The following is a 17,462-nucleotide window of genomic DNA, read 5'->3' on the forward strand; positions in this document are numbered from 1 at the left end:
TTTATAAGCCATATTTCAATCTTATATATATATTCAAACTTGGTAGATAGATTATGTGGAGAGGATAGTAGTAATGGACAATAAATTATTTAATAATTTTCCCATATTGGAAACAGAACGTTTGATTTTGCAGCAAATAATAGAGAATGACCAAGATGCTTTATTTAAGTATTGGTCGGATGATATGGTAACAAGATATATGAATATTAGTAAGTTTAAAGACAAGACTGAAGCTTTAGATATGATACAACTGTTAAATAGTCTTTTTGAAGAAAAGAAAGCTATACGGTGGGGGATATACTCAAAGGATTTAAACTGTATCATTGGAACTTGTGGATATAATAGTGGATTGGAAGAAGATCAGTTTATCGCAGAGATCGGCTATGAATTAGGCAGGGAGCATTGGGGGAAAGGATATATGGCGGAGGCATTAAAATCCATGCTTTCCTATGGATTTAATTTCTTACATCTTAATCGAATTGAGGCATACGTGATGGTTGGCAATCATCAATCCGCTAGCTTGTTAAATAAACTAGGATTTAAGAAAGAAGGTTTGTTAAGGGAACATGGATTTTATAAAGGTAGGTTCTGGGATGAGTATATTTTTTCATTAATAAAGACAAAAAACAATCCTTCATGAGTTGGTTTTTCAAGGTTTAAGAGGAGAGGACTATAGGAATTATTCATTTTTATTTAAAAATACAAAGCAAAATTTATGGGAGGCAACTTTATGAAATGTCCTTACTGCGATGAAGAAATGAAATGTGGAGTAATTCAAAGTCCACATGAAATAAACTGGAAACCAAAGAAGGCAATGCTTTTTGGTAATGCTAAATTTCATAATGGAGCAATCATTCTATCGGAATCATCTTTCTTTAAAGGCTCATGCGTTGAAGCATATTGTTGTGAAAACTGCAAAAAAATCATTATAGACTACAGTGAAAAGAACATAAAATGAATCAGAAAACTGGCCAAGTTAAAAGGTATAAAGATGATGTTTACGGCTCATTCAGGATATACAAATAATTTTACCGGTGCCATCAAATCATGGATTTAATATGGTTTTAAGTTAACGGTATTTGAACATCACTTAAAAATAGACAGTATAAAACCACTCCCTCTCAAGCCTTTTGTTTTAAGGCCTAAGAGAAAGTGGTTGTTATATGCTATATACAAATTGAAACCATTGCCTGATGGTTATTTATATTCCTTACAAAGTAATGCTCTGATATAACCACGATCTGTGGTAGTGGATTCGATATAAAATCCTCTTCCATAATAAAAGCGAATGAGGGAGAATGCCTTAGACGCTGTATGAAGATGCAACTTCTTTACCTCTAATTCTTTCATCGCCATATCTACAACATTCATAATGGCTTTACCAACGCCATTATTTTGGTAGTCCAATCTCACACCGAAACGGCTAAAGTATGCTGTCTTATCAGGGGAAATTTCTACCCGCGCGCTTCCCACAGGGATACCATCTATATATGCTACAAAAACTTCCTTTGTTTCAATATCCTTCTTTATATCTTCATAAGTTTCATTCAATGCAGCGACTCGTTCTGTCACACCTGCCAACTCCATATATTTTACAAAAGCTTCCTTTGTAATCTTTTGTATTTCCGGAATATCTTCTACTGTTGCTTTCCGTACTTCAAACGACCAACTTGCCATATTACCACCCCAATACCAATTAATAGTTAATAATGAATAGTGAATAATTATTAATGTACAATGGACAATGTACAGTGTACAATTTTTATATTGTAAAATACATTAACCCTTTAAATGATACCATGTTATAGGAGGCTGCGATAAAGTCAAATTTAGCACACAGACAAAATCGAACTTGTGGACTGTCCCTGCTGTTTGCCTGGTTTGGCATAACAGAGGGACTGTCCACACGTTTGATTTTCGAACGATCAAGCACTCTATCTCGCTGTCCTATATCTTCAATGAAAATGCATAGTATTTATGATGGTATTATTGTCCATTGTCCAATGTACATTGTACATTTTTTATCGGTTTTTCATTAGCAACGCCATGACTGCTTTTTGTGCGTGGAGCCTGTTTTCTGCCTCATCAAAAATAGCGGATTGAGGTCCGTCTATCACATCTTCAGTCACTTCAAAGCCTCTATAGGCAGGCAAGCAGTGGAGGAAGATGGCATCTTCTTTTGCCTTTCCGAATAGTTCCTTATTTACTTGATAAGGTTGGAATATGCTTATTCTCTCTTGTTTTTCCGATTCCTGCCCCATGCTTACCCAAGTATCGGTATAGATTGCGTCAGCGTTAGCTACCGCTTCAACAGGATCGTTAGTAATGGTAACAGTACATCCGGTTAGCTTAGCATCTTCTATTGCTTTGTCTACGATTTCACTATTACATTCATAGCCTTTGGGCGTTGCAACAGCAATATCCATTCCAACCTTAGCGCAGCCAAAGAGGAGGGAGTGTGCCACATTATTTCCATCACCCACATAGGCCATTTTAAGACCTTTTAATTTTGATTTGTATTCATAGACCGTCAGCAAGTCAGCCAACGCCTGGCAGGGATGAAGAAGATCGGTTAAGCCGTTAATAATAGGAATAGAACCGTATTTAGCAAGGTCTTCCACATCGCTTTGCTTAAATGTTCTTATCATAATTCCATCTATATATCGGGATAGTACGTTTGCCGTATCATATATGGTTTCACCTCTGCCTAATTGAATATCATTGGAGCTGAGGAAGAGGGGAGATCCGCCCAACTGGACCATGCCAACTTCAAAGGATACCCTGGTTCTGGTAGAAGACTTTGAAAAAATCATGCCCAGCGTTTTCCCTTTTAGGATGTGATGCTGTATACCATTTTTTTGCTCGTACTTGAGTTTTTCAGCTAGTTTTAAAATGCTTTCTACTTCATCAACTGTTAAATCGTGTAAGCTTAATAAGTGTTTCATGGATGTAACTCCTTTCGAAATAGTGAGGAGTGGATAGTGGGGAGTGAGGAGAATTTTTCTACCTGCTTCTCACTATCTAATCCTCATAATATAATTAGTCATTTATTCTGATTAATATAGGTAGCTAGACTATAAGAGCATGACGTGAGAGATTTCTCCCCACTCCTCACTCCTCACTCCCCACTAGTAGCTAGGAGAATACTCATCCAGCGCATATATATCGATTGCGTTATCTGCTTCCATACTCTCTAAAGCTAAGAGGATTGCATTGACAGTATCAAGTGATGTAATACATGGCACATTAAATTCCATAGATGTACGTCTTAGGAAGAAACCGTTTCTTGTACTGATCTTTCCTTTAGTAGGAGTATTAATAACCATATCGATTTTATCTTCCTTCAACCACTGTTGAACCTCATCCATAGGAGTAAGGCGGATGTTGATACCGTTATCTTTTAAATAATGATACGTATCGTCGGTTGCACAAAGCTTATAACCCATTTTTAAAAGCTTACCGGCAATCCGGATACATTCTTCGCGGTCTCTTTGGGCGATGGACAGCAGTACGTTTCCGCCGATCGGTACTTTGAGGCCGGACGCGATCAATGCTTTGTACAGCGCTTTTGAGTATACTTTGTCCACACCCATTACTTCTCCGGTTGACTTCATTTCCGGTCCGAGGAAGGTATCTACCGTAGTCAGCTTTGAGAATGAGAATACCGGTGCTTTTACGGCGATATAACCTGTTTCGGGAGCCACTCCGGAGGAATATCCCATTTCTTTTAACGACTCACCCAAAATAATCCGTGTAGCCAGCGTGATCATCGGAATGCCGGTAACTTTGCTAAGGATGGGTATGGTTCTGCTTGCCCGAGGATTTACCTCAATCACATACAACTTATTATTCTCATCCATTACAAACTGTATGTTGAATAAACCCTTTACCTGCAGCGCCTTAGCCAGTTTTTGCGTATAATCAACAATGGTTTCTTTTGTTTTCATGTCCAGGCTTTGAGGAGGATAGATGGCCATACTGTCGCCTGAATGAACACCGGCACGTTCAATATGCTCCATAATACCGGGAATCAAGACATCAGTGCCGTCGGAGATGCCATCTACCTCAATCTCTTTTCCGGTAATATATTTATCCACCAATACGGGGTGCTGCGTAGAAACATCTACAGCCAACTGCATGTATTCCTTTAATTCTTTTTCATTATATACGATTTCCATCGCACGGCCGCCCAATACATAAGAGGGTCTTACCAATGCCGGATAGCCGATTCTATTGGCAATAACAATAGCTTGCTCTACCGAGAAAGCGGTGCTTCCGGGAGGCAAAGGGATATCTAATTGCTCCAGAAGTTTAAGGAATTTATCTCTGTCCTCAGCAATATCAATATGTTCTACGGAAGTACCCAGTATTTTGACGCCTGCCTGATGGAGAGGACCTGCCAGGTTAATGGCTGTCTGGCCTCCGAATTGAACAATAACGCCTTCTGGCTTTTCCTTATCAATAATATCCAGTACGCACTCTTTGGTAAGAGGCTCAAAATAAAGCTTATCAGAGGTATCAAAGTCAGTGCTGACGGTCTCGGGATTATTGTTCACGATGATTGATTCAATGCCCAGTTCTCTTAATGTTTGCACCGAATGCACGCTGCAGTAATCAAACTCAATACCCTGGCCGATACGGATCGGACCTGAACCGATGACCAGCACCTTTTTGCCGTCGGTCTCGAGTGCATCATCCTTTCCTTCATAGGTAGAATAATAGTATGGCGTGACAGCTTCAAACTCTCCGGCACAGGTGTCAACCATTTTATATACAGGATGTATATCATATTCTTTTCTTTTGGTAATGACATGATCTACATCAGTTTTTAGCAGGTTAGCGATGTAAGCGTCGCCAAAGCCTATTCTTTTTGCTGTATTCATCAGCTCGTAGGAAACGGATTCAATGGTTGCGTCCATTAAGTCTTTTCCTACACGCACGATATTTTCAAGTTTCTTTATAAAGAAGTAGTCGATTTTTGTGATATCAACAATTTCTTCCACCGTCACACCTTTTTGAAGTGCTTTACACAATGCAAATACACGGTCATCCTGAGGGATTTTGATATATGCTAAAAGCTTTTCAACGTTGTAGCTTTCGAATTCTTTTAAGCCCAGTTGATAATTTAATTTAATATCCAATGAGTCAATGGCTTTTAAAAGAGATTCTTCAAAAGTTCTGCCGATGGCCATGACTTCTCCTGTGGCTTTCATCTGCGTACTTAAGGAACGGTTGGCGGTACCGAACTTATCAAAAGGCCATCTTGGTACTTTTGTAACAACATAGTCCAGTGACGGTTCAAAACAAGCGTAAGTATTTTTTGTTACTGAGTTTTTAATTTCATCCAAATTCATTCCAATCGCGATTTTAGCTGTTACCCTGGCGATAGGGTATCCGGTTGCTTTGGATGCCAATGCGCTGGAGCGGCTAACTCTGGGATTTACCTCAATGACCACATATTCGAAACTATGAGGGTTCAGTGCAAACTGTATGTTGCATCCTCCATTAATTTTCAATGCACGGATAATTTTAATAGAAGCAGTTCTCAGCAGCTGGTATTCAATATCCGATAGTGTTTGGCTCGGAGCAATAACGATACTGTCTCCCGTATGCACACCTACGGGATCGAAATTTTCCATGTTACAGATGACGATACAGTTGTCTGCATTATCACGCATGACTTCATATTCGATCTCTTTCCAGCCCCCAACACTTTGCTCAAGAAGTACCTGCTTGATGGGGCTCATCTTCAACCCACGACCGGCGATATACTTAAATTCTTCCATATCATTGGCAATCCCGCCGCCAGTTCCGCCCAAAGTGTAGGCAGGACGGATAATGATAGGGAATCCTATTTCTTCAGCAAATCCAACGGCATCATCCAGGTTGGTGACGATGGCACTCAATGCTACTTTCTCGTTGATTTCTTCCATGGTTTTCTTGAACAGGTCACGATCTTCCGCTTTCTTTATTGATTCAAGGGACGTACCTAATAATTCTATATTTAATTCATCCAATATACCGTCTTTTGCCAGTTCTACAGCCATATTCAATCCTGTTTGTCCGCCTAGAGAAGGAAGAATACCGTCAGGCTTTTCTTTATAAATTACTTTTTTGACAAAGTCCAGCGAAATAGGTTCAATATAGACTTTGTCCGCAACTCCCATATCAGTCATAATGGTAGCCGGATTGCTGTTAATCAGTACAACTTCAATACCTTCTTCTTTTAAGGACTTGCATGCCTGTGTGCCTGAATAGTCAAATTCAGCGGCTTGCCCGATGATAATGGGGCCGGAACCGATGACCATGACTTTTTTTATATCTGTTCTTTTAGGCATTGGTGCCCACCTCCATCATCTTTACGAAATCATCAAAGATATATGCCGAATCCTGAGGGCCTGGAGCGGCTTCAGGATGATATTGTACACTTATGATAGGCATATGTTTATGCCTGAATCCTTCAACGGTATTATCATTTACATTCATATGGGTAATGGTAATATCCAGGCTGAAATCCTTTTCCAGTGCATAACCGTGATTTTGAGAAGTAATATACACTCTTCCGGTGGTAAAGTCCTTTACAGGATGATTTCCGCCATGATGTCCGAATTTGAGCTTATAGGTATTACCGCCGAGAGACAAGCCAAGTAACTGATGTCCCAGACATATGCCCATCATAGGCTTTTGTCCCAGCAATTTTTTTATATTTTCTACAACTTCAGGTAAGTCTTTAGGGTCTCCAGGGCCATTTGTAAGTAGAATTCCATCTGGGTTTACAGCCAATACTTCTTCAGCTGTTGCCGTACACGGGAATACATATAGGTCGCAGCCTCTGCTGTTTAGAGACCTCAATATGTTTTGTTTGGTTCCGAAATCCAGTACGGCGACTTTTTTACCCGATGCAGGAATATTATACATTTCTTTCGTACTTACCTCTTTTACCAGATACCTGGTTACTGCTGCCTTTTCCTTAATCTTATTTTGCAATACTTCTACATCTTGACAGTCAGTAGAGATGATACCCCACATGCTTCCGAATTTTCTGATATGCTGTGTCAGGCTTCGGGTATCAATATCTTTGATACCCACGATGTTGTGTTTCTTCAGAAATGTATCGGGTGATATACTGCACCGCCAGTTGCTGGGTGCATCACATAGCTCTTTTACAATGAAACCCTGTGCATGGGGTTTATAAGACTCATTATCTATTTCATTAAAACCATAATTACCGATCAAGGGGTAAGTCATGGTTACGATTTGTCCATTATAAGAAGGATCCGTTAGAATCTCTTGATATCCGGTCATACAAGTATTAAAAACAACTTCTCCAAAAGTTTCTCCGGCGGCACCAAAGGAATTCCCCAAAAAAACAGTGCCATCTTCAAGTACTAAAATTGCTTGCATATTTATGCTCCTTTCGTATTAGTGGGGAGTGGATAGTGGGAGTGGGGAGAGAAAAACATTTACTATAAGGAAGTATTCTAGTTTCTATCCACTAGCTACTATTATCTATGATAATATCTCGTCTAATGCTTCAACTAATTTATCAATATCTTCTTTTGTTACAACGAGCGGTGGCAGGAAACGTAATACTTTTGTTCCTACACTGCCGACTAAGAAGCCTTTTTCGAACAGTTTTTTCATCAATTCTTTAGATATATCTTCTTTAAATTCTATTCCTACCATAAGGCCTATTCCACGTACTTCATTGATTATACCTTGCTTAGCCATGAGGTCTTGAAGCTTTGTAATGAAATATTGTCCGACATCCGATGCGTTTTGAACCAGTCCGTCATTAAGCAGTATATCCATTACATTTAACCCAGCGGTACATGAGAAAGGATTTCCACCGAAGGTCGAGCCGTGGTCACCGGGTTCGAAAGCAGATGCGGTTTGCTGTTTTGCACAGACCGCACCGATTGGGATTCCACCGCCTAATGCCTTTGCCAAAGTAAAGATATCCGGTTCGATATTATAATGCTGGTAAGCGAATAATTTACCTGTTCTGCCCATGCCGGTTTGAATTTCATCAAATATTAACAGCAGGTCATTTTCAGCACATATTTTTTTCACTTCTAATAGATACTCTTTCGAAACAAGGTTGACACCGCTTTCGCCCTGAATCAGTTCCAGCATGATTGCGCAAGTAGAAGGAGTGACCGCATTTTTCAACGCATCGATATCATTTCTTTCAACATGTTTAAAACCTGGTGTGAGCGGTGCATAAGGCTTCTGATATTTTTCTTGACCTGTTGCTGCCACTGTGGTCATTGTTCTTCCATGAAACGAATTCTTTAATGTAATAATTTCATATTTATGCGGCTGTTCTTTTTTCTTGTAATAAATCCTTGCAAGCTTGATAGCACCTTCATTGGCTTCTGCGCCGCTATTTGCGAAAAATACTTTATCAGCGCACGAATTTTCTACCAGCATTTTTGCAAGCTTTGATTGTGACTCTATATAATACAAGCTGGATGTGTGTATCAAACTGTCAAGCTGAGCTTTTAAAGCCGTTATAAATTGAGGATGACTGTGGCCCAGTGCGCTAACTGCAATGCCTGCTAGAAAATCGTAATACATTTTATCTTCTGAATCCCATAGGTTTATACCTTTTCCATATTTAAAACTTACGGGAATCCTATCACCGAAAACATTCATAAAATATTCTTTATCCATTTGAATAATATCCTGTAACATCATCTTAATGCCCCCTTCAAAAGCTTTAAAATAGTGAGCAGCTGAAGTATCGAATGTTAGAAGTATTATCTATTCATTATCGACTATTCACTGCCCGATGAATTATAAATAATTATACAGTTTTTTGTATAAAAATGCAATAAGTAAATGAATATAAAAATAGTATTTACAAAAAATATATTTGAAACTCATTTTGGGAGGCATATGAATGGCAAATAAAAAACAGAAACCGTTAGTTAAAAATGAAAGAATAGAAGATACAACACAATATGGTGAATTTATTGCATCTTTTGACCAATGGACCAGTTCTGAAAGACAAAGAGCAACGGCACGACACTTAGAAGAAGTTACTGAGATCAACCAGCCGGCCAATATCAAAAGAAGAGGATTAGAGTAGTTCACGGTTCACAGGCCTTGTGAGCCTGCGCTGAAATAAAGATGAGTGATGATAAATAAAGTAACCTATGCTTTTTAAGGGATATAACACAATAAATAAAGATATTTGATTATATTAGGAGCATTTCTCTTATAATCAGGTTTATCGACTGTTGAATTTAATAAAAAATAGAGTATAATTAAATCAAGGTCAAAGAAAGTCAAAGTCAGGAGAGAGTACTAATATGAGGATTAGTGATACGATAGAAAAGTTTTTAATAGAATTGATACAAGAAACTGAAGGTGTGGTAGAAATTCAGAGAAATGAATTAGCCAGTTATTTTAACTGTGTTCCTTCTCAAATTAATTATGTGATCGATACCCGTTTTACGGCAGAAAAAGGTTATATTGTGCAGAGCAGGCGAGGCGGCGGAGGTTATATTAAGATAAAGAGGATAAATATAAATAAAAGCCATTATCTTATGCATATAGTTAATAGTATTGGTGATTCTATAACACAGCAGTCCGCTCAAGCATTTATCAGTAACTTTTTTGATTATGACGCTATTGACGAAAAAGAAGCAAGACTTATGAATATTGTTGTAAGTGATAAAGTATTGAATGTCCCGCAGCCCATTCGGGACAAATTAAGGGCAAGCATATTAAAAAATATGATATTGAGTTTAATATGATGTTAGTTCACGGTTCACAGTTAACAGTTCACAGTAACTATAAATAGAAAGCAATAGTAGGGAAGATACAATAATGTATATAAAACAGGCGCTTAGATTTATTATACTTGAACATTACAATCCGACATCTATATTTGGAGTAAAATTCTGTGAACCGTGAACTGTGAACCGTGAACCGTGAACCAACATAAAAGGAGCGTGATAAAAATGTTATGTCAAAGATGTCAGCAGCGACCGGCAAGCGTTCATGTGACGCAGGTCATCAATAATGAGAAAAGAGAAGTACATTTATGCGATCAGTGTGCACGTGAGAATGAAGAAATTGCGTTTAACAATCCATTTGGTATGATCTCTCCTTTTCATATTAGCAATTTTCTAACCGGTTTTTTAGGAAAAGATGTAGGATATCAGGTAAAACCTCAAGAGCCGGCGATGATGCCGGAATGTACTGCCTGTGGAATGACATATGAGCAGTTTACAAGGAGCGGTAAGTTAGGCTGCGCGAACTGCTATCATGTTTTTAACAATACACTTGAATCGGTATTAAAGCGAATTCATGGAACCACATACCATAATGGGAAATTACCAAAGAGAAAAGGCGGAATGATTAAGGCGAAAAGGGAGATTGGCACTTTGAAATCTAAATTGATGAAAGCTGTTCAAGCGGAGGAATTTGAGCAAGCTGCCCAATTGAGGGATCAGATTAGAGAACTGGAGATGCAGTTGAAGGAGGAAGAATAACATGACAGCATGGCACATTGAAAAAGGGCCGGAGTGGGATGTGGTGATAAGCAGCAGAATCCGGCTTGCAAGAAATTTTATGTCCATCCCGTTTCCGGTGCGCATGAATAGAGAACAAGGTGAGCAAGTAATTAAAGAGTGCAAGGATGCAATCTTTGCAAGCAGCGATATATCATCCAATCAGTTTAAGTATGTTTCTATGGCTGAGCTGAATGCCATTGATAAGCAAGTGATGGTGGAAAAACATTTGATTAGCCCGCAAATGCTTCAGGATGTGCATTCTAGAGCGGCTATACTGAGTTCCGATGAAAAAATCAGTATCATGCTGAATGAAGAGGACCATTTAAGGATACAGTGTTTATTTCCCGGGATGCAATTGGATGCGGCTTATGATCTATCCAATAAAATTGATGATTTGATTGAAGAAAACGTTGAATATGCATACAGTGAAAATTACGGTTATCTAACCAGTTGTCCTACCAATGTAGGAACGGGTATGAGAGCATCTGTTATGGTACATCTTCCCGCATTGACCATTACCGGATATATTCATAGTATACTAAGTGCGGTAAACAAACTAGGGATTACAGTCAGAGGACTCTATGGCGAAGGGAGCGAAGCCAGAGGGAATATATTTCAGATTTCCAACCAGGTTACATTAGGGATGTCGGAACAAGAGGCACTTGAAAACCTGAAGAGTATTATAAATCAAGTTATTGAGCAGGAAAGGGCGGCAAGAAAAAATTTACTAAAGAATAGCAGATTAAAGTTAGAGGATCGTTTGTACCGTTCATATGGCATATTCTCCAATGCGCGGGTCATAACATCCGAAGAATTCATGAAATTACTATCTGATGTTAGATTAGGCGTCAATCTGGGAATAATGAATCATATGGCATTAGAAACACTAAATGAATTAATGATTGAAACGCAGCCGGCAAGTATTATGAAAAGATATGGAGAGGATTTAAGTCCGGAAGAAAGAGATATGAAAAGAGCTGAGCTGATTCGTGAAAAAATTTCATAAATATATATTAAAAACTGTAACGAAAGGAGAAAAATAGATGGCTACATTTGAGAACAGATTTACCGAAAGAGCAGAAAAAGCTTTGAGAGTTGCCAATGAAGTCGCAATGGAATTAGGCCATAATTATGTAGGTACTGAGCATATTCTACTGGGGTTGATGAAGGAAGGCGGCGGTGTAGCAGCGCGCGTACTGCAGAATCAAGGGATATCGGAAGAAAAAGTGATAAAAAGAGTTAGTGAATTAATTGGTACATCTGAGAAAACAGGAGAACAACCTGCCGGATTAACTCCGAGAACAAAACGTGTCCTTGAACTAAGCTTTGTTGAAGCTAGAAGAATGGGACATAACTATATCGGCACCGAACATATATTGCTGGGGATTATGAGGGAAGGCGAAAGTGTCGCAGTAAGAATATTGAATGATTTGGGATTGGATATTCAAAAGCTATATGCAGAGACGTTAAGGATGCTGAATGAAGAGGCTCCAGGTGCCTCGGGTGCGCCAAAGGCAGCTACGGGAGTTACGAATACGCCTACGCTTAATCAATTTGGCAGAGATCTTACAGATATGGCCAGAGAGGAAAAGTTTGATCCTATCATAGGAAGAGATAAGGAAATAGAGCGTGTGATCCAGATTTTAAGCAGGAGAACCAAGAATAACCCTTGCTTGATCGGTGAGCCGGGGGTTGGTAAGACGGCCATCGCGGAAGGATTGGCACAAAAAATCGTTGAGGGGAATATTCCTGAGACTTTAAAAGATAAAAGGGTAGTGACATTAGATTTGTCATCTATGGTAGCCGGTGCGAAGTACCGTGGAGAGTTTGAAGAAAGATTGAAGAAGGCCATGGATGAGATACGTAAAGCAGGGAATGTTATTCTATTTATCGATGAAATGCATACCATTATCGGAGCAGGCGCGGCGGAAGGCGCGATAGATGCGTCTAATATCCTTAAGCCATCTCTTGCAAGAGGAGAGCTGCAGGTCATTGGAGCAACCACTCTGAATGAATACAGAAAACATGTAGAGAAAGATGCTGCGTTGGAAAGACGTTTCCAACCCATCACAGTAGGAGAACCCACAGTAGATGAGACCATTCTCATTTTGAAAGGGATCCGGGATAAGTACGAAGCGCACCATAGGGTAAAAATAACCGATTTGGCGCTAGAGGCATCGGCGAAGCTTTCGGACAGGTATATTACCGATAGGTTTTTGCCGGATAAGGCAATTGACTTGATTGATGAAGCTGCTTCAAGAGTAAGATTAAAAACATTTACCGCGCCTCCCGATGTAAAACAGTTGGAAGAGAAAATTGAAAAGATAAGCCAAGAAAAGGAAGAAGCCATACGTACCCAAGAGTTCGAGAAAGCAGCAAAGATAAGAGATGAGGAACAAACACTTAAGAAGCAGTTGGATGAAATGAAGAATAACTGGCAGCAGAAAAATCAAACCAATATGATGGTGGTAACAGAAGAAGAAATAGCGGAGATTATCGCCAGTTGGACCGGGATTCCGGTAAAACGGCTTGCGGAAGAAGAAAGCGAACGGCTGTTAAAGATGGAAGATATATTGCATCAAAGAGTAGTAGGGCAGGATGAAGCTGTGAAAGCTATTGCAAAGGCAATCAGAAGAGGAAGGGTAGGATTGAAAGATCCTAAGAGACCGACCGGTTCATTCATATTCCTGGGGCCAACCGGGGTTGGTAAGACAGAGCTTTCTAAAGCCCTCGCGGAAGCCATCTTTGGTGATGAAGACGCAATGATACGACTGGATATGTCTGAATATATGGAGAAACATACCGTATCCAGATTGGTTGGTTCCCCTCCGGGATATGTCGGGTATGATGAAGGCGGACAATTAACTGAAAAAGTTAGAAGGAAGCCGTATTCTGTAGTGCTTTTTGATGAAATTGAAAAAGCGCACCCGGATGTATTCAATATTCTTCTGCAAATCCTTGAAGATGGAATTTTGACCGATGCGCAGGGAAGAAGAGTGGACTTTAGAAATACCATCATTATTATGACCTCAAATGTCGGTGCACGAATGATTACAGAGACCAAGAAGTTAGGATTTTCTGTTGTTGCCGATGAATCAAAAAATAATTATCAAAGTATTAAGAGCGACGTGATGGGTGAATTGAGACGGGCATTCAGACCTGAGTTTCTCAATCGTGTGGATGAAATTATCGTATTCCATCAGCTTGAAGAAGAGAATATCAAGCAGATCGCATCATTAATGCTTAATAAGTTGGTAGAGCGATTAGTTGCAAATGAAATGACCGTTGAAATTACCGATGCTGCGAAAACCGTATTAGCCAAAGAAGGATTTGACCCGGTATACGGCGCTCGTCCGTTGAGAAGGGCGATACAATCAAAAGTAGAAGATAAGCTGGCGGAAGAGATGCTGGAAGGTAAGATCAAAGCAGGAGATCATGTGGTGATTGACGGGGCAGAAGGGCAGATCGTAATTAAGAAGAAGTAAGTAGGATATAATTTTCCAGTTCACAGTTCATGGTTCACAGTTCACAGGGATTTAATTCCTTATAACTGGCGAATCTGACTGTGAACTTTTTTGTTATTAGTGAAATATCTTGCGTAAAACTTTGTAGATATCATGCGCGTCCGTATGGTAGTTTGAGGACAAAATTTGTCATTTGTAAAAAAGCAACTATTTAGTAAGGTCTTCGAAAATAAAAAAGTTCACAATTGCGATGCCTGGTTTCAGAATAGCGAATAGGGATTCTATGCACTGTGAACTATCCTAAAAAACCAGTGCAAAAGAATAATATGCATAAAGATAAAAATATTAATTCGACACAAAGCGACATTATATGTCGAAACTTGCGATGATTTATGGGTCGAAAATAGAAGGAATTTGTTCAATTATGAAGAATATGTACATTTATGTAAATAACATAATTGATTCCATATTATTTATATTAAGGTATATATGGGACAAAATACATGAATGGAGGTCGTATATATGCAATTTTATCAGAAAGGTAAGAAATTCTTTTCAATTTTATTAGTGTTCACTTTTATGTTCATCTTAATGGTTGCACCTGTATCCGTTAATGCGCAACAAGCGATCCAGGAAGCAGCAGGGGTATCTGAAGATCAAAATACTTCTTCAGAAACTTTAATAACTGAGCAAAAAGCCTTAACAAAATCAAAAGGTAACCAGCAGCAGAAGAAAACCAATCGATTCATTGTTAAATATAAAGCAGAGAAACCAAGCGAGGATATCACTTCTAAAATTGAGGATGAAATCCACAATGTAAGATCATTGAAAAATAAACAACTGGAAAACAGATTTCAAGTTATTGTTACCAAAAACAAAATGAGTAGAGAAGATTTGATGGAGGACATCAAAAATCAAAATGCTGAGTCCATCATTGAATATATTGAACCGGATATGGAAATATCATTACCCCCTGAAGCAGCAGTTTCAGAGCAAGAGACTGTTGTGGCAAGTGTGTATGGTAGTGAAGGCATATACGGTGCACCTATGGGAGAAGATGTAATCATAGCCGTCATAGATACCGGCATGGATATTACCCACGTAGGTTTAGCCGATAACATTTGGAGGAATACCGGTGAAATTCCTGGTAACGGAATAGATGACGGTCAAAACGGCTATATCGATGATGTAAACGGATATAACTTCTATGATGACAATAACGTGGTACATAACCCAAGTGCAATGATGGACGAGCAGCACGCAACCCATATAGCAGGTATTATTGCGGCGGTGGACAATAATACCGGGATTACTGGTGTGGCATCCAAAGCCAAGATCATGCCTATCAAAGTATTTAGCAACGGTACGGCCTATGTAAGCGATATTATAGAAGCCATCAGTTATGCCGAAAGTATGGGTGCAAAGGTAGCTAACATGAGTTGGGGAGGCTCGGAAAATAGCATGGCATTAAAAGAAGCCATGGCCCAATCCGGGATGCTCTTTATTTGTGCTGCAGGAAACTATGGGACGAACAATGATATAAGGCCCATATATCCAGCATCCTATAACCTTAACAATATTCTAACTGTGACATCGGTAAGCGAAGCCGGAGAATTATCTTCGTTCTCAAACTACGGTCCGGCATCCGTTCATGTAGCTGCACCGGGACAGAATATCCTTAGTACCATGCCGGCAAATACTTACGGAAGAAAAAGCGGTACCTCCATGGCAGCACCTTATGCTACAGGAGAAGCAGCATTATTGTATACTCAGAATCAGAGCAGTACTGCCCAACAAGTTAAAGAAGCTATTATTAAATCTGCTGATTTGCTCCCAGCCCTTATAGGTAGAATCTATAGCGGTCGTATCAACTGTCAAAATGCATTAGTCGGTGTAGATAATGGCATTATCACCGGGACTGGGACAATAGTTACTGATACGGTATATGGAAAAGTGTATGGGTCTGCATTCAGTACATTCTCTGGGAGCCCATTATATTCTCCGGTACAAACAACAGATGCAGCGGTGTTTTCGGTACCGCAGGGGAGCGTGAATGGGGCATTCAAGGAACTTAAAATAATAGGGAATACTGAAAGTAGTGGTAAATCAACATCTAATCTGAGAATAAAATCAGAAAATATAAACGTATTTGATAAAAGCAAGAAACCATCTTTATTGAATGGTGCAACTGCAACTGAATTAGAAACAGGAATAAAAGTACAATCTGATACAAGCTATATATGGACTAATGTGGCTTATAAGCAGAAATTACAACCTAATACTCAATATAGAATATCTTTCGATATGAATGTTATAAGTGGAGTGGGGTTTGTAGAAATATTTGATAATGTCAATGGAAATATTCGATTTATTGGTTCAACTAGCGTAAATAATGTTGTTTTCACAACAAAGTCAGAGGAAGATGTTTATTTTAGGTTTTATGCCACAGATGGAAATGCAACAGTAGGAGAAGTAGAGTATAATAACTTAATTATTTCTAAATTAGATGTAACAGGGTATGTTTCACACGAAGAAAATGTATTATATATTGGTGAAGAATTAAGAAGTTTTCCAAATGGGATTAAAGATGAAATTAGGACGGATGCTGGAAAACTATGTAGGAGGATAAAACAAAAATTAATTCAAGATGATGACATAGCTACTATTTATACAGGTAATTCAAGCTTTGAAATCGCTTATATAAATAAACCAACAGATTCTATCGCTTATAACCAGAATAATATATGGGGTTGGTGTACTTTAGAGGGATTTACTAATGAGCAGAACTCTATATATACTGTTTTCTCTAGTTACGGGACAGTGGTTTTTGGAGTAACATTTCCAAAAGGAACAACATTACAGCAAGCGAGAGACTACTTGCGTAATCGAAAACTAATTTACCAACTAGCGCAGCCAAAAACAATCCAGCTAAACATCCCTCCCATTACATGCTTTGAAAACGGAACCATCATCATCGACCGGGCGGTAAAAGAGATAAGCGTATATAGTGCAGGAATCACAGTCCCTGTTGATAATCCTCCAATTGAGCAATTAGAAAGCGTCTATAAAATAGATGGCAGTGCCAAGATACCAGTTGATTTAAGTAGTGTGCATGTTTCTAGTATGGGCATGTCCTTTACCATTGATGGAGCCCAAAGCGGGGAACGGTATGAATACGTCTATACTTATGATAGCAGCTTGAGTACGTTGCCCACTGTTGAATTCTCTGTACCCATGAATACCGATGCACAGATTGATGGCAATACACAAATGATTGGACAACACTCGGAAATCATAGATTACTTACTCAAAAGAATTGAAAGTTTAGAACAGGAGATCAAAAAACTGTCTCCCGGTTCTGTTGTTAATTATGAATATGATGATAACGGTGCGCTTATCAGACGTATCGTCCAATAAGGCACCATACGATATGTCTATGTTTACTCTTCCGCCGGTTTCAGACCCGGCGGAG

Annotated in this window: 13 protein-coding genes; 8 read left to right on the forward strand and 5 right to left on the reverse strand. The window is 39.1% G+C overall.

The genetic code is table 11. From position 1 onward, the window contains the following. The first annotated feature begins 73 nt into the window (after positions 1–73). Together QKW49_RS21770 and QKW49_RS21775 are read left to right on the forward strand one after the other, a co-directional pair. Entirely contained in the window at positions 74–640 is a 567-nt protein-coding gene (locus QKW49_RS21770) for a GNAT family protein (RefSeq protein ID WP_282864743.1), read from the forward strand. A 90-nt stretch (positions 641–730) separates the two neighbouring features. Continuing rightward, complete coding sequence (locus QKW49_RS21775) at positions 731–958, forward strand: PF20097 family protein (RefSeq protein ID WP_282864744.1); 228 nt, start codon at positions 731–733, stop codon at positions 956–958. 239 nt (positions 959–1,197) lie between these two features. On the opposite strand, the gene QKW49_RS21780 is transcribed toward QKW49_RS21775, so the two are convergent. From QKW49_RS21780 to QKW49_RS21800, 5 genes are all read right to left on the reverse strand, one after another. Beyond that, positions 1,198–1,677: a GNAT family N-acetyltransferase gene (locus tag QKW49_RS21780; protein WP_282864745.1), complete on the reverse strand. Its 480-nt coding sequence runs from the start codon at positions 1,675–1,677 to the stop codon at positions 1,198–1,200. Positions 1,678–2,021: 344 nt separating this feature from the next. Continuing rightward, a complete protein-coding gene (gene argF, locus QKW49_RS21785) occupies positions 2,022–2,945 on the reverse strand; it encodes an ornithine carbamoyltransferase (protein ID WP_282864746.1) in 924 nt (307 codons plus the stop codon). 183 nt (positions 2,946–3,128) lie between these two features. After that, complete coding sequence (gene carB, locus QKW49_RS21790) at positions 3,129–6,338, reverse strand: carbamoyl-phosphate synthase (glutamine-hydrolyzing) large subunit (RefSeq protein WP_282864747.1); 3,210 nt, start codon at positions 6,336–6,338, stop codon at positions 3,129–3,131. Further along, the gene (gene carA, locus QKW49_RS21795) at positions 6,331–7,404 is read right to left on the reverse strand and encodes a glutamine-hydrolyzing carbamoyl-phosphate synthase small subunit (protein ID WP_282864748.1); all 1,074 of its coding nucleotides are present in this window, start codon (positions 7,402–7,404) and stop codon (positions 6,331–6,333) included. The genes carB and carA overlap by 8 nt, the downstream gene beginning before the upstream one ends. 105 nt (positions 7,405–7,509) lie before the next feature. After that, positions 7,510–8,700: an aspartate aminotransferase family protein gene (locus tag QKW49_RS21800; protein ID WP_282864749.1), complete on the reverse strand. Its 1,191-nt coding sequence runs from the start codon at positions 8,698–8,700 to the stop codon at positions 7,510–7,512. A 205-nt stretch (positions 8,701–8,905) separates the two neighbouring features. Between QKW49_RS21800 and QKW49_RS21805 the strand changes: the two genes are divergently transcribed. The 6 genes from QKW49_RS21805 to QKW49_RS21830 all read left to right on the forward strand — a co-directional run bounded on the left by QKW49_RS21805 (position 8,906) and on the right by QKW49_RS21830 (position 17,407). Continuing rightward, positions 8,906–9,094, forward strand: coding sequence for a hypothetical protein (locus QKW49_RS21805; RefSeq protein ID WP_282864750.1), 189 nt, complete (start codon positions 8,906–8,908; stop codon positions 9,092–9,094). 223 nt (positions 9,095–9,317) lie between these two features. After that, positions 9,318–9,764, forward strand: a complete 447-nt coding sequence (locus QKW49_RS21810) for a CtsR family transcriptional regulator (protein WP_282864751.1) — start codon at positions 9,318–9,320, stop codon at positions 9,762–9,764. Between the two features lie 207 nt (positions 9,765–9,971). Next, positions 9,972–10,505 (forward strand): UvrB/UvrC motif-containing protein, encoded by a 534-nt coding sequence (locus QKW49_RS21815; protein WP_282864752.1) that lies wholly within the window; start codon positions 9,972–9,974, stop codon positions 10,503–10,505. Position 10,506: 1 nt separating this feature from the next. Continuing rightward, on the forward strand, positions 10,507–11,532 hold the full coding sequence (locus QKW49_RS21820; RefSeq protein ID WP_282864753.1) for a protein arginine kinase: 1,026 nt from the start codon (positions 10,507–10,509) through the stop codon (positions 11,530–11,532). A 37-nt stretch (positions 11,533–11,569) separates the two neighbouring features. Then, positions 11,570–14,011 (forward strand): ATP-dependent Clp protease ATP-binding subunit, encoded by a 2,442-nt coding sequence (locus tag QKW49_RS21825; protein WP_282864754.1) that lies wholly within the window; start codon positions 11,570–11,572, stop codon positions 14,009–14,011. Positions 14,012–14,512: 501 nt separating this feature from the next. Then, entirely contained in the window at positions 14,513–17,407 is a 2,895-nt protein-coding gene (locus QKW49_RS21830; RefSeq protein ID WP_282864755.1) for a S8 family peptidase, read from the forward strand. Positions 17,408–17,462: the final 55 nt, after the last annotated feature.

Source organism: Petroclostridium sp. X23 (genome assembly GCF_030013905.1).
GTDB lineage: Bacteria > Bacillota > Clostridia > SK-Y3 > SK-Y3 > X23.

Excerpts from the sequence above, each read along its gene's own strand:
- QKW49_RS21775 (WP_282864744.1), top strand. The coding sequence starts at position 731 with ATGAAATGTCCTTACTGCGATGAAGAAATGAAATGTGGAGTAATTCAA.
- QKW49_RS21805 (WP_282864750.1), top strand. The coding sequence starts at position 8,906 with ATGGCAAATAAAAAACAGAAACCGTTAGTTAAAAATGAAAGAATAGAA.
- QKW49_RS21830 (WP_282864755.1), top strand. The coding sequence starts at position 14,513 with ATGCAATTTTATCAGAAAGGTAAGAAATTCTTTTCAATTTTATTAGTG.
- carA (WP_282864748.1), bottom strand. The coding sequence starts at position 7,404 with ATGCAAGCAATTTTAGTACTTGAAGATGGCACTGTTTTTTTGGGGAAT.
- argF (WP_282864746.1), bottom strand. The coding sequence starts at position 2,945 with ATGAAACACTTATTAAGCTTACACGATTTAACAGTTGATGAAGTAGAA.
- carB (WP_282864747.1), bottom strand. The coding sequence starts at position 6,338 with ATGCCTAAAAGAACAGATATAAAAAAAGTCATGGTCATCGGTTCCGGC.
- QKW49_RS21770 (WP_282864743.1), top strand. The coding sequence starts at position 74 with ATGGACAATAAATTATTTAATAATTTTCCCATATTGGAAACAGAACGT.
- QKW49_RS21810 (WP_282864751.1), top strand. The coding sequence starts at position 9,318 with ATGAGGATTAGTGATACGATAGAAAAGTTTTTAATAGAATTGATACAA.
- QKW49_RS21780 (WP_282864745.1), bottom strand. The coding sequence starts at position 1,677 with ATGGCAAGTTGGTCGTTTGAAGTACGGAAAGCAACAGTAGAAGATATT.
- QKW49_RS21825 (WP_282864754.1), top strand. The coding sequence starts at position 11,570 with ATGGCTACATTTGAGAACAGATTTACCGAAAGAGCAGAAAAAGCTTTG.
- QKW49_RS21820 (WP_282864753.1), top strand. The coding sequence starts at position 10,507 with ATGACAGCATGGCACATTGAAAAAGGGCCGGAGTGGGATGTGGTGATA.
- QKW49_RS21800 (WP_282864749.1), bottom strand. The coding sequence starts at position 8,700 with ATGATGTTACAGGATATTATTCAAATGGATAAAGAATATTTTATGAAT.
- QKW49_RS21815 (WP_282864752.1), top strand. The coding sequence starts at position 9,972 with ATGTTATGTCAAAGATGTCAGCAGCGACCGGCAAGCGTTCATGTGACG.